Annotated in this window: 7 protein-coding genes and 1 pseudogene; all 8 read right to left on the reverse strand. The window is 33.7% G+C overall.

The genetic code is table 11. The annotated features are described in order from the left end of the window. Positions 1-309: 309 nt before the first annotated feature. The 8 genes and pseudogenes from ABD935_RS12395 to ABD935_RS12435 all read right to left on the reverse strand — a co-directional run bounded on the left by ABD935_RS12395 (position 310) and on the right by ABD935_RS12435 (position 13,888). Positions 310-2,787 carry a BNR-4 repeat-containing protein gene (locus tag ABD935_RS12395; protein WP_345192417.1) on the reverse strand — a complete coding sequence of 826 codons (2,478 nt, stop codon included), beginning with the start codon at positions 2,785-2,787 and terminating at the stop codon, positions 310-312. 123 nt (positions 2,788-2,910) lie between these two features. Continuing rightward, positions 2,911-3,225, reverse strand: coding sequence for an L-rhamnose mutarotase (rhaM, locus tag ABD935_RS12400; RefSeq protein WP_345192419.1), 315 nt, complete (start codon positions 3,223-3,225; stop codon positions 2,911-2,913). Between the two features lie 138 nt (positions 3,226-3,363). Further along, the gene (locus tag ABD935_RS12405; protein WP_345192420.1) at positions 3,364-4,203 is read right to left on the reverse strand and encodes a T9SS type A sorting domain-containing protein; all 840 of its coding nucleotides are present in this window, start codon (positions 4,201-4,203) and stop codon (positions 3,364-3,366) included. Positions 4,204-4,624: 421 nt separating this feature from the next. Next, positions 4,625-6,817, reverse strand: a complete 2,193-nt coding sequence (locus ABD935_RS12410) for a glycoside hydrolase family 3 C-terminal domain-containing protein (protein ID WP_345192421.1) — start codon at positions 6,815-6,817, stop codon at positions 4,625-4,627. A 13-nt stretch (positions 6,818-6,830) separates the two neighbouring features. Beyond that, a pseudogene (locus ABD935_RS16650) lies at positions 6,831-8,074 on the reverse strand (alginate lyase family protein). Positions 8,075-8,191: 117 nt separating this feature from the next. Further along, positions 8,192-9,001, reverse strand: a complete 810-nt coding sequence (locus tag ABD935_RS12425; protein WP_345192425.1) for a 3-keto-disaccharide hydrolase — start codon at positions 8,999-9,001, stop codon at positions 8,192-8,194. 64 nt (positions 9,002-9,065) lie between these two features. Beyond that, positions 9,066-10,853 (reverse strand): sulfatase family protein, encoded by a 1,788-nt coding sequence (locus ABD935_RS12430; RefSeq protein WP_345192426.1) that lies wholly within the window; start codon positions 10,851-10,853, stop codon positions 9,066-9,068. 53 nt (positions 10,854-10,906) lie between these two features. After that, on the reverse strand, positions 10,907-13,888 hold the full coding sequence (locus tag ABD935_RS12435; protein ID WP_345192427.1) for a glycoside hydrolase family 2 protein: 2,982 nt from the start codon (positions 13,886-13,888) through the stop codon (positions 10,907-10,909). Positions 13,889-13,903 lie beyond the last annotated feature (15 nt).

Genomic DNA, 13,903 nt, shown 5'->3' on the forward strand with positions numbered 1-13,903 from the left:
AAAGCTAAAAAATGGCAGAGCCTTTAAAACATGACCACCGTCAAAGACGGTGGTTTTTCAATGAGAAATAAATAATCCCTTGTCTTTACAATTAAAAAATAACTGACACACTAACGTAGAAACTATCACATATTTAGCTATTGAGCGCTTGACCATTTTTTATATTAATTTGCCTAATTCTTAAAAATAGAATAACAAATATAGACAGTCATCCTGCTCCATACTGTTTATGCTATGATTTTCATTTCATAAAAAATAAAAGCCAGAAGAAATAATCTTCTGGCTTTCGTTAATCCCATTAAGTTATACTTATCTAATTATAAGTTTTGCGTGGAAAACCCTTTGATTATCATCGATTATTTTTATTAGGTATAATCCTGATTTAAAACGACTGTTATTCTGCACTTCCATTCTATTGGTATTCATAGTGTTTTTATAAACTACTTTACCTAACATATCGTTAATAACAATTTCAGCTTTATAAAAACCATCTAGTACAATATTAAAATTCCCGTTAGCAGGGTTAGGATATACTTTTACAGCATAGGATGCTAACTCTTTATCGTCAATGCTGAGCGGTGCGCTATTAGCTAACTCTACTTTCCATTTGCTACGGGCATCTGTAATTGCTGCTGTTTTATTATAATACTCATCTACATCTTCATGATATAAGAAATTATTTCCATCTTTAACTGCAAATCTATAGGCTTGTTCGGCTTCAATGTAATGGGCTGTCCATACTTTATCAACATCGGTATTTGGAGGTTGTCTAGTCGTAATAATTATGGCATTACCAGCCCCTGATCCAGCTCCTCTTAAAACATTATTATTAACCTTACTAACTATGTTATAGTATTCAGTACCACTAAGATTGACTTTTACAAAATTCCAGTTTATAGCATCATCACCTTGCACGTATTCACCATCCACCACATTTGATCCAGAGGATTTTAAATACTTTCCTGTAGCGACATTTCTCAATCTATACACCACCCCTGTTAAATCGTTTGGATCAAAAATTGTAGCATTAACAGTTATTTCGGTTGAAATTACAGTATCATTACTGGCATTATATGCTACCGCTTGAATGGTGTAGGCAGCTTCCGAAGTAGGGGTCCAATCTATAGAATAAGGCTCAGAATTGTCTTCACCAAAATATGTACCGTTAACCCAAAACTCTACTTTAGAGATGCTGCCATTTTCGTCAACCGCATTAGCGGAAATCTGAACAGTATCATCTACATTATAAGTTTCTCCATCCGATGGAGAGGTCAAGGATACTCTAAACGGATCTTGTATAATATCTAAATCAATAATTTGTAAATACAAAGGTTGTGCATTACCAGTTTTATCTTCCATTAAGTAATAATAAACTTTTCCATTATCTATATGCACTACACCGTGGTCAAAAGTTCTACCACTTGTTGCTTCATATACCTTAGTAAAATTATTAGTCCCTCCTACTGCTTTCTCAATAAATATACGGCCACTACTATTTAACCCAATTAAAAATATACTATTACCAGATGTGTATATTGCTGAACCTCCTGAAAAATCTTCTGAAGTAATAAACTCTGAAGCTCCTGATGGGCGATAAGTATGCAACGTTTTGGTAACATTGTTCTCGAGGTCTCTTACCTGACTTATAATATGTACGTCTTCATTAGCAGTTACTGTCCAGTCAAATCCACCAACAATATGTACTTTATTCGCTTGTGTTGTCGCAACGTAATCTCCAGGTTCCATAACTTTTATAAAATCGGCATCCCATAATGGAAGACTAAAAGATTCACCTTTGTGATTTTTCCAACCTGTGGCAGCAGTTTGATCATCTGAATAGGCATAATACACCCCGTTTTGATAAAGATATTTATCATTATTATTTGAAGACCTGCGTTGAAAACCAATACGAAACTTACCGTTTACATATTTCATATCACCGTAAAGCCCCCAGTTATAATCAATTCCTGGTTGGCTTTTTGCATTTAATCTATTAAAATCTATGAAGTTACCCCAATCTCCAGTATTGGTATCGTATTTTATAAATTTATACATACCATTGTTATTTCCTCCTTCACGCATGAGCATAAAAAGGTCTCCATCATCATTTTGGAAGAATCTCGGGTAGGTTAATGACACGAATTCTGATTGAGCAGCAGTACCTGGCATCCTCAAATGCTTATAATCATCATTAGAATTTTTAACAAACTTATCTAAAGTAAAATCAGCATCTGGTAAAGAAGCTGCCTCTTTTACTGAATATGAATATCTAAAATAGTCATTTGCTAGACTTCCATTAGAGGGTCTTGAAGCACTGTAGGCATGCATATCGTACAACAAATGAATTGTACCATCTAAAGGACTTACACCTATCGCTATGGTATTATGAGATTCACCAATCCAGTATTGATTTTGATATCCCGTGTGCCTATGAGGAAACTCTATAGTTGCCATGGAACCTGTTTTTGTGTTATAACGTGTTAGCATCACATGGCGGTCTGCTTTACCACCACGATACCACGTCATAAAAACATAATCACCATAAGTTTTTATGGCGTCGCCATGGGCGGAAATATTACGACCAAAAAAATAATCGTAAGGTGCATTATCTCCTGTATTTGATGCGGTACTACCAACCTTACTTCCATCAAAATGCAGTCCTAAATCTGTAATTTTAATTTCATTTTCTAAAACGACTTGAGCGGTCATTGAATAAGAGCAACATAACACAATGATTAGAAACAGGTTTGTAAGGACTAAACTTCCTTTAAGGTATTTATTTTTCATATTTTTTTTAATTTACTTTGTTCATCCTCTTAGAAAAATCAAGGCTATAAAGTTACGATTGAAATGCCCTTAAAGCATCCTGCACTATACTGTACTGCACTATACCTGTAAAACAACCTAATTCTAAGGCATATAAAACACTTCTTCCAACGGCACTGATACAGGTGAGTTATCAGGGTTTGTTTGCATGATATCTGCCATAAAAGCCCACCATTTTTTAACAATATCATTATTGGCTAAATCTTGAGAACCACCATCACCTGATACTTTTTGAAAAGCAAAAAGCGTACTGGTTTCTTCATCAAAAAAAATAGAGTATTCGCTCACTCCGTTTTCTTTTAATAATTGCTTTAACTCCGGCCAGAGTTGATCATGACGTTCTTTATACGCTTCTTTTTGGCCTTTATTTAATTTCATTTTAAATGATAATCTCTGCATAGTGTAAAACGCTTTTATTTCTAGTTTAAAAAATCTTTTTTATATAGGTTAGGTTTTCATATTTGGTATAAAAAAAACATTCTATCTTTTATCAAGATAGAATGTTTTTAAAAAAATTTTATTATGTAAAGCCTATATTTATTGCTTTACAATTTTCTTAGTAAATGAACCATTATCTCCTTGCATTTTAACAAGATACATTCCACTTGATAAAGCACTAACATTAATCTTAAGAGCTGATTGCTCATTAACCTCTCTGGATATTACTTCTTTACCTAATAAAGAATATACCGATACTTGTTTAACATTAGAAGTAAGACCTTTAATGCTTAACTCATTGTTAACTGGGTTAGAAATAAAAATTGAGCTTGTATCAAAATCTTTTGTGCTTAATGCAGCTATAAGATAGAATTTAAGTTCATCAATTCCTCCACCATCAAACAACACATCCTCGCCTGCTGTAGCTGGTATTACACCATATCTTGAACCTCCTGAAATTGGTGCTGGTGGTTTAACGAACAATGCATTGTTTCCTACTGGCGGAGCAGGATTAGTTTTTCTTCTTTGAAACTGGTCAAAACCGTAGTTAGGATCACCGGCATCATCTATCGGAAGACCTGGTCTAACAGAAATTCTAAAATTTTTATCATTTGGATCCGCTAAATCTATAGTTGCTTGATCTACAATCATGGTAAAATCTCCAGGACCAGGGATGTTTGCAGTAATTTCCATGTAGCCGGCCGAAGCTGGGAGTCTATGGTCTACTATATACCAAACTTGTGTTGGATCTTCGCCTGCTAATTCTTCAGCCCATACTAAATCACCAGTAGTAGTAGAAATTGTCATAAAAAGTTCCGGAGTCAAACCTGATGTTGAAATTTTATAAGTACCGTTTTCAGTCCATGTTTGAGCTTGTACTTGAAGCGCAAACATAGTTAAGCATAAAAATGCATTAATTTTTAATGTAATTTTTTTCATAATTAATTATATTTTAGTTTGTTAGTAACAATACTAACTGGATTAATAATGTTTAAATATAAAAACAATATTTACTTTGCGTATCCTGTACTTTCCTGCTCTGTTTAACCACAATTGATTTCGACTGAGGTATTTATCAAGAATTTTTGAAGTATAATCAGGTAAATTATTTATAAACTTCACTTTAATAGCATTGATTTATGTAGTCTCAAAATAAAAAATCATTCCATATTGCTTAGAGATAAAATGATTTTTTAAATTTTATTTTTGGTAAATATTTATACTATTGCTTTACAATTTTCTTGGTAAAACTTACATTTTACTATTTAAAATCTACTATGTACATGCCACTTTTTAAAGCGCTAACACCTAATTTAAGTGACGACTCACCTTTTAATTTATGTTTGAAGTATATCTTTAATTACCTCACACTTACCTCTATATCCTTTTGAATAGCGCCTAATTCTAGACTTCTATTACCGGGTGATGCATTTCCTAAAGTTACAATAGCTTTACCTTTATGACGCTTTGATTTTCCTTGTAAATCTATATAGTTAAATGCTTCTTGATCTAAACTAAACTTTACTAATCGAGATTCTTTTGCTCTCAACTTGATACGCTTAACCGCTTTTAATGCCGCTATTGGCACATTAGCATCATTATCTTTTAATGAAACATATAATTGTAAAACATCTTCAATAGCAACGTCTCCGTCATTTAAAATGGTAGCTTCAACAATTTGAGCAGTATTCTTCTTAATTCTATCTGATGAGATTTTCATGTTTGAGATATTCAACTTTGCGTATGTCATTCCATACCCAAAAGGGTATAAAGGTTCTTTGGTCATATACTTATAGGTTCTTCCTGTCATGTTATAGTCGTCATAAGCTGGTAACTGTTCTTTATTTTTAGGAAACGTTATAGGCAATTTACCGGATGGTGATACATCTCCAAAAATAACATCCGCTATAGCGCTGCCTCCTTGCTCTCCCGGATACCACGCGTAAATAACAGCATCAGCTAATTCACTAACTTCAGTTAAATCTAATGGGCAACCAGCGAATATCACTACTATTAAAGGTTTATCATGTTTCCCGCGCATTTTTCTTAAGTACGCTAATTGATTTTCTGGTAATTGCATGGTGATATTATCACCTTTATTGGAAGAGCCAATAGCTTCATTTTCTTCGCCTTCCATAACAATAGTTAAACCCAGAGCTATAATTGTTGCATCTGCCTTTGAAGCTAACCAACTATAATTGTCTCCTTTGTTCTTGTTAGGCTGATTAATCATGGCTCCTGCACGATATTGCACCCTTGTAATGGGCGATACTTTTGCTACTACACCTTCTGCCAGCGTTACTAAATTGTCTCCCAAACCATGATAATTCCCTATAAGCGTACGAACATCTCCAGCAAGCGGACCACTTACATAAAGATGGTTTAAATCTTTTTTAAGCGGAAGCACATTATCATTCTTTAAAAGGACGATTGATTTCTGAGCGACCTCTCTACTTAATTGAATGTGCTCTTTAGAATGAATGGTTTCCAATCCTATATTAGCATAAGGATTAACCTCTGGATTATCAAACATGCCTAATTTGAATCTGGTTTTTAATAAGGGACGCAGTCCATTATCAATATCATTTTCTGTCACTAGCCCTTGCTTTAAAGCTTCAGATAGTGTCTCGTAAGTTTTTCCACAATTCAAATTAGTACCACTTAACAAGGCTAATGCTGCAGATTCTTCAGGTGTTTTTGTAACCTCATGAAATTTATGAAAATTCCTTATAGCACCACAATCACTAACCACATGCCCCTGAAACCCCCAATTATCTCTTAAAATAGTTTGTAATAATGACGGACTTCCACAACAAGCCTCACCGTTAGTTCTGTTGTAAGCACACATAACCGCCTCAACACCTGCATCTACACAGGCTTTAAAAGCTGGCAAATAAGTTTCATGAAGGTCTTGATTATTAACCACCGCATTAAAACTATGTCTCAATGCTTCTGGCCCACTATGGACCGCGTAATGCTTAGCACAAGCTGCGGTTTTTAAATATTTAGGATGATTGCCTTGCATACCTTTAATAAACGCAGCCCCTATTTTTCCTGAAAGAAAGGGGTCTTCACCATATGTTTCTTGCCCTCTTCCCCATCTGGGATCTCTAAAAATATTCACATTAGGACTCCAAAAGGACAATCCCATATACCTAATAAATTTTCCATTATTTTTTACCAAATGATTGTTTACCGCTCTAGCTTCATCTGATATTGCACTTCCTACTTTTTCAATTAATTCCTCATCAAAAGTAGACGCTAAACCAATAGCTTGCGGAAATATAGTTGCTCTAGGACCTCGAGCAACACCATGCAAGGCCTCATTCCACCAATCATAAGATTTGATATCTAATCGTTTTACAGCATCACTTGCATTTAGCAATTGTGATATTTTCTCTTCTACGGTTAAACAATTAATCAAAAGTTCTACACGTTCATCAAAAGTTAGCTCAGTACTTAACCAGGGTTTAGATTCACAATTAGTCTGAGCGATTCCCACACTTATAAATTGTATTACAAATAACAATGAGAGCAATAGAGTTTTATTCATTTTAATAAAATTTTTAGTAGCAACTATATAATAATGAGTTTGATTTTTTACTGATTTTTGTACCGATTTTACAATACTCTGGAATACTAAATTGACTTCCAGCTTTTACAAACAGATCTCTTAATCTTTTTTGGGCTTTACTTAAACTATGTATTTGTGGGTAGTTCCATTCTTTTTCACCTTTAGCATAAGGTTTTAAAAACTCATAAGCTTTAATAATACTAGCGCCATTTTCGGCTTCGTAACTCCATAAATCTACACCTACTTTTGTACCTAAAAAAGCCAGTTGTGTAAAACCTTTTAAATTCATGGCGCTGTAAGACAGCGCCTTAGTGTGAGCCAATTCGTGTGATTGCGCTCCATTTGGTTCTATTTGTGTGGCAATACGTTCTGTTTTTACAACTTCTAGAATTTGTTTTGCTTCGTCTTCTCTATCTAAAAACAATAAAATACTAACCACTTGTATATCGTAAAATACGCCGTGATTATTTTTGGTGTTCTTTTCAAAAATACCATTTTCACTGGTTTGAAGCCAATTAAGATATTCTGTAAACCATTGTCGTAATTTTTTACTGGTTTTAAGATCCATTACTTTATTCATTTCAAGAATTTCAATAGCTGTTATTATATTTGTAATTCCAGCAAACTCGATAATACCAATACCTCTCCCTGTATTTTTACCTGGAATGCCTTGGGCAAAATTGAGGTTTGGATTCATTTTAGTATCTTCATTTAAAAACCAAACTTTAAGCAATTCTAAAGCTTTATCTGCATATTTCGTTTTATCTGAAAAAAATAGGCCATCGCTAAGGCGTTGGTATTTATAAACATATCATTTTTAGTTTCAAAATCTGTACTTCCTTCTCGTGTTAACCGGTTTATCTCACCATCACGTCTAAGCCATGGCAAGCCACCTGGTTTAGTTGAGTCTGGCCACCAATAAGGCCCTATCGAAATATAGTCGTGCTTTGTACCACTTGGTGGTGTTTGTGTTTTTTGCATGACTGAAAAAGTACCTTCTTGTAACGCTTTACCTCCCTCTTTTAGTAGTTTTTTAAATAATGAAGAAAATTTGGAGGAATTTATATTTTCTTTTACTTCAACTAATTTATTATAATCTAAAACGGATAGCTTATAATTTTTAATAGTTTCTTTTGATGTATCTGATTGAATTTTCTCTTCCGATTGCGTCCTAGCTGTGTAAATAAATATTGTATTAATAAATAAAAATGTAACAATTATTTTAAGATTGCTCATAAATGAGAATTTAATTACAACACTAAGTTTTTTAAAAACATTTGAAAAATGAACTATAATATTATTCACCTGTTATATCCTTTATTTATTTTCAACAGAGGTCATAGTTATTTTAATTTACAAGTTCTTTAATAGAATATTTCTATACTCCACCTTCATGGGTGGTCCTACATGTACTTGTACTCCAATATATCCTTTTAGTGATTTATTTATTGTATCATTATCTATAACTTCGCTCATTAAAAACCCATTTACATAATGTTTAAGTGTATCATTTTTAATGATTAAATGAACTTGATTCCAATCTCCATTTTTTATTTTTGATTTAAGAGAATCTTTCTCTCCTAACATACCACTTATATATCTACTTTGCCAACAATTCTTTTTTTTATTGGTTCTTAAATTACCTGATTTATCAGGGTTTATTTGAGTATTTATCACCACTTTTTCACCGCGATAAGCTAAAGTGGTTCTTTTTTTCTCCTCATAATTTTGCCCCGTGTATCTGTTTTTTCCATCAATATCACATTGATAGCCTTTTAATGCAAAAGGATTGTTTTCAAGAGGTTCACTTCTATAATTTATACCACTGTTACCTGAATCTGAAATGCGGTATTCTAATTTGAGTTCGAAATTTTCAGGTTGTCCACCTTGCCAAATAATAAACGTATTGTTTTTAAGAATGGTTTCTGGTGTTACAATACCAACTAAATTACCATTTTTTACACTCCAATATTTTGAGTCTCCCTTCCAGTTAATAAGCGATTTACCGTCAAATATACTTACGAACTCTTTATCTGTTTTATGTGTTTCTTGGAATATCTGGTTTATAGGTTCTTGTTTTTTTTCTTTACACGATTGAAAAAAATAAAAGCATATCAAACAAATTACAATTTTATAAAATACGAGGTTTTTTTTTCTATTCATTTCGAGTGTTTTTATCACAAAAGATTCCTTATGAATAATATACTATTGAATCAGTCAAATTGTGTTACCTTAAATCTGAAAGACTTATAGTTTTTGACTTACTTGGTTTAAAACCAATACGATGCGACTGAACTATAAGTTTAGCATTTTCTGGAACAGAAAATGGTTCATCATAAACAGTCCAGTTATCAGGAATTTTGGAGCTTTTTGGATTAACTTTATATCCTATTGATGCGCCTTCTGTTTCACAGCTAATCTGTATTTTTCCATTAGAATAATATAATAGTGGCTGAGAAGTTTGTGGTTTGACATCACTGCCCTCCCAAAGTTGATTGATAAGTTCAGCTTCAGGTAAGTTTGGTTTATCACCTATAGCAACCAACCATCTGTCCATTTCTTCCCTTAATTCATTAAGTTTTTCTTTATAATCTGGATTTTCAGCTAAATTATTTAATTCATAAGGGTCTGCTTTACAGTCAAACAATTCTTCTTTAGGCTTATTATCTCTGAACCATTGCATTTGAATATCATTTAACTTTCCTTCATCACGTAACCTTAATAATTCTTGCATCGTCGGAATTTTTTCTCTGTAGGCAAGTGGTAAATAATAGCCCTGTTCTGGCCTGTAATTTCGAATGTACTTAAACTGATTATCTTTTACTGCCCTTATAGCATCAGTTACTTCATCAAAACGATCGGCAGCGGCGTGAATATAGTTTCGTTTATTTTTAGCCTGGTAATCACCTAGAAATGCCTGTCCTTGCATATACTTTTTAGGAGCGTGTCCTGTTAAAGAGAGTAAAGTTGGAGCAAAATCTGTAAAACTAACCAATTGCTCGTCTTTAGTTCCTGCATTCATTTTATTAGGAAAACGAATAATCATTGGTGTATTTAAACCGGAATCATAAATTAAACGTTTTTGCCTAGGTAATGGTCCACCATGGTCACCATAGAAAATGATAATGGTATTTTCTAAAAGTCCATCATCTTCTAATTGCTTTAAAACGGCTCCAACTTGATTGTCCATTTCGGCAATATTGTTGTACAATTTCCACATATCACGTTTAGTAACCTCGTTATCAAGAAGGTATGTCGGGATATTAAATTTTGTATCTTTAGGTAAATGCTTTGAAATATCTTCTTCTGCAATTCTATTTTTTGCTTCAGGCAGTCCGTTTTGTTTCCAAGCATAAGTTGTATCACCAGCACGATAATGTCTTGTTTCTATTTGTCTAAAACCATAAGGTTCAAACAAGCCAGATTCGTGTGTTTCTGTAAAATTAAATATTGAAAAGAAAGGCTGATTTTCTTTTCTGTTACGCCAATGAGCATAAGCGCTACTCTCATCCCACGCTGTAACAGGTGCTCTAAATTGATAATCTTCCTTATAATTATTGGTACAGTAATAGCCATTTATCCGAAGTAATTCACTAATCATTTTTACTTGAGAAGGCGGAACTGCTTCATACTTAGGCAAGCCTGTTTGCTCGGTATTGGATGTTGTGCGCATATGATTTGCTCCAATACTTGAAGGGTACATTCCTGTTGCTATAGCTGCCCTACTTGGTGCACAAACACCCGAAGTTGAGTACAAATTAGGATAAATAACACCTTCATTTGCTAATCGACTTAAATTAGGTGTTTTAACCGTTAAATCTCCAAAAGGAGGAATATAAGCCCCCATGTCTTCTGTAACTAACCATAAAATATTAGGTTTTTTAGGCAGTTCTATTGGTGCCCCCTTTACTACCTCTTCTTTTACATTTTTAGTGTCTTGGCAATTAAAAAACACGAAAAAGATTATACCACCTATAAAAATATTAAATATCGCTTTGAAACTTGTATTCATCATTGTAGCTTTAAATATTATTTGTAATTTGACTTTTTCGAACGTTTAAAAATGATTTACTTATTTCTTTTTTGAGCAATAACAACATACATTCTAGCATCTTCTGGAGCATCACCATCACTGTTTCCAGCCATAACTATACTCTCACCAGCTTTAACCTCTCTCTTAAATAACGACATGTTAACCTCTCCCAGCTTAAAATCATCACCTGTGTCCACGTAATCTTCTCTTATAAATTCTGGACGAGATACCCTATCATCATGCCCTATATACAAGGTCATATCTTCGCCAGCTATAAATTGTAAAAGATCTCTTGCCCAATAATGACTATCCGAGTTTGGTACTCGCACATATTCTGAACCATGTAAATAACTTGGAATAACAGTATAATTATGTGGTAAATCTGTATACGCTTTCTTTCCCCAAAAAATATTTGTTCTTAACATGGCCTCAGAATCTCCTGTATAACTAAACTTAGTGAAAAACTTACTCTTATTAGTTACCCCTGGCACATAAGGTGGTATAAATGGCGTATAAGCAACTTTTGGTTCTTCTTTTACTATTGTTTTATAAATTTGAGGCATATTAGTACTTAGCCCTCCTTCTAAATTTACCGACTTTGATTTTAAAGAAATGGTGGCATCTTTTATTCCTTCTCGTTTTGCTGTAATTACAACTTCACCCACTTTTAACAATGATTTTACTGCCACTCTATTTATACCACATTCAGTATCTAAATACAGGTTATTAGTTGAATTTTCTTTACCACTGTTATAACCTCCCCGCCAAATACCAGGACCTTGAATAGTAAAATCTACACGTCCTTTATCTAATGGACAACGGTTTCCATCTTTATCAACTACTTCAATATCTATTAAAGCAATGTCTGAACCATCAGCTAACCATCCTTCAGAGCCAGTTATAGGTGTTAACTTAATGGCTACAGGTTCTCCAATAGTGCGCTTAGTTTGTGTTGCTGAAAGTTCACTATTAATATAGGCTTCTGCTCTAATTTCTCCAGGCTTCCATTTTACATTATCAAATTTATAAACGTAACCATTGTCTGGAATGGTATCCATACCTATCAACTCATTATTTACAAATAATTTAACTGAGGCTGTATTAGAGATAACATAAATAGGCTTGGTTGTATCTTCTTTATAATTCCAATGTCCAACTATATGAACCTGTGGTTCTGGTCGCCACATAGATTTTAACGCATAAAATGCTTCTTTAGGCAAGCGAACCGCATCCACTTCTCCACTTGCTCTAGTAACTTCAGTGGGACATCGGCCTCCATGAGGACCATCAGAAAAAATCCAATTCGCACCACCACTATGGTAGGGTTTCTTACCCATTTTTTTCCACCAATGGTCCGCTTGTCTTATTGCAAATTCTTCAGACGTTAATTTATAGGTGTTTCGGCTTAAATTTGGGTGACTGAAAAAATTATCGTCTGGCGAGGATTTATCCCATGATCTACGTGGTGATTCATCACGACAATATTCACTTTCAATAATTGGTAAGTTAGGATATTCCCCCTCCCATCCTTCAGTTCCAACTTCAATACTTATATATTTTTCTGACCAAGGTGCATTATCGGCACGCCTATTTCCCATTAATCGTTTTCCATTAGGGTCGTAAGTATCGATAACATCAAGAATTTCCTGATAATGTGCTTCAGATTCAGCCCAGTTTCCACCTTCCCATATGAAAATAGATGGATGGTTACGATAGTAAACTATCATATCTCTAAAAGCAGCAATACGTATGTCCCAAGTTTCTCCTTCATCTTCAGATTCACCTGCAACACCAGGCATTAAGGTTACAAAACCATATTTATCTCCCATGGCAATCTCAGAAGGAGATCCTGCACAATGTCCCCAACGTATAAAATTACCTCCTGCTTCATCCATTAAATCATAAGTAAAATCTCTTAACCAGTCAGGTAAAGCAGCACCTAGTCCTGCCCAACTGTTGGTTGGTTTTTGCCCCCAACCATGCAACTTTACATGTTCTTCATTTATATGAAACCCAGAGTCTTTATTAAATTCAAAACTTCTTATACCCAGAGGTGTTTCATAGCTATCTAAAACAACATTATTTTGTTTAACAATGGTATATACTTTATACATGTAAGGATTACGTGTGTACCAAAGCTGTGGGTTATCAATATTTAATTGTGTTTCAAAAGTAAACTTCTCTTTTGCTTTAATATCTTGAGAATTTGTTCCTTGCTGAACAATATTTCCTTTTTTATCTATGATATAAGTTTCAAGAACAACATTTTTCTGATTGTTATATTCATTATAGACTTCTGACTTTACAATAACTGTTGCTTTATCGTTAGTAATATTATCTGCATAAGCATAGGTACCAACTGTTTTTAAATTACCATATAAAGGTAGCGTTATGTGAAGCGGATCCATTACATGCAGAAATACATTTCTATATATGCCCCCATGTGTTGGATGCCAATGCTCATGATTCCATACTAAAGGAAAATTATCTCTAAAATGATCTCCCCTATCGTTATTCACTTTTACGGCTATTATATTTTCTTCACCAAAATTTATGTATGATGTTAAATCAAACCCAAAAGGAATAAATCCTGTTTGGTTTTGACCTATATGTTTACCATTAACATAAACATCGGCAATTTGACGTACCGATTCAAATTCGATAAATACCTTCTTTCCTTTATCCGATTCAGGAAGCCTGAAATCCTTTCTGTACCAAACTGTACCTCTCCATTGATTATCTTCTCCATCGTGATGACCATGACTTAAATCATCAAAAGTATCGACATCGTTAAAAGTATGCGGACAGCTTACAGTAGTCCATGACGTATCATTATAATTTTTTAATTGTGCTTGATCAGGATTATCTTTTATAAATTTCCAATCTAGATTAAAATTATACTTAAACCTACTACCTTTAGATAAGTCTGTTTCATGGTCTTGAGAACTGCACCCACTTATAAATAAAGTAGTGAAACAAAAAAATAGGCAAAAAATACTTTTAAAACTCTTTTTCATATTTCCGTATAATTT

The sequence above is a fragment of the Algibacter agarivorans genome (assembly GCF_039543245.1).
Classification (GTDB): domain Bacteria; phylum Bacteroidota; class Bacteroidia; order Flavobacteriales; family Flavobacteriaceae; genus Algibacter_G; species Algibacter_G agarivorans.

What these genes read in the sequence shown, in the direction of transcription:
- ABD935_RS12395 (WP_345192417.1), bottom strand. Translation starts at nt 2,787, where the DNA reads ATGAAAAATAAATACCTTAAAGGAAGTTTAGTCCTTACAAACCTGTTT.
- rhaM (WP_345192419.1), bottom strand. Translation starts at nt 3,225, where the DNA reads ATGCAGAGATTATCATTTAAAATGAAATTAAATAAAGGCCAAAAAGAA.
- ABD935_RS12405 (WP_345192420.1), bottom strand. Translation starts at nt 4,203, where the DNA reads ATGAAAAAAATTACATTAAAAATTAATGCATTTTTATGCTTAACTATG.
- ABD935_RS12410 (WP_345192421.1), bottom strand. Translation starts at nt 6,817, where the DNA reads ATGAATAAAACTCTATTGCTCTCATTGTTATTTGTAATACAATTTATA.
- ABD935_RS12425 (WP_345192425.1), bottom strand. Translation starts at nt 9,001, where the DNA reads ATGAATAGAAAAAAAAACCTCGTATTTTATAAAATTGTAATTTGTTTG.
- ABD935_RS12430 (WP_345192426.1), bottom strand. Translation starts at nt 10,853, where the DNA reads ATGATGAATACAAGTTTCAAAGCGATATTTAATATTTTTATAGGTGGT.
- ABD935_RS12435 (WP_345192427.1), bottom strand. Translation starts at nt 13,888, where the DNA reads ATGAAAAAGAGTTTTAAAAGTATTTTTTGCCTATTTTTTTGTTTCACT.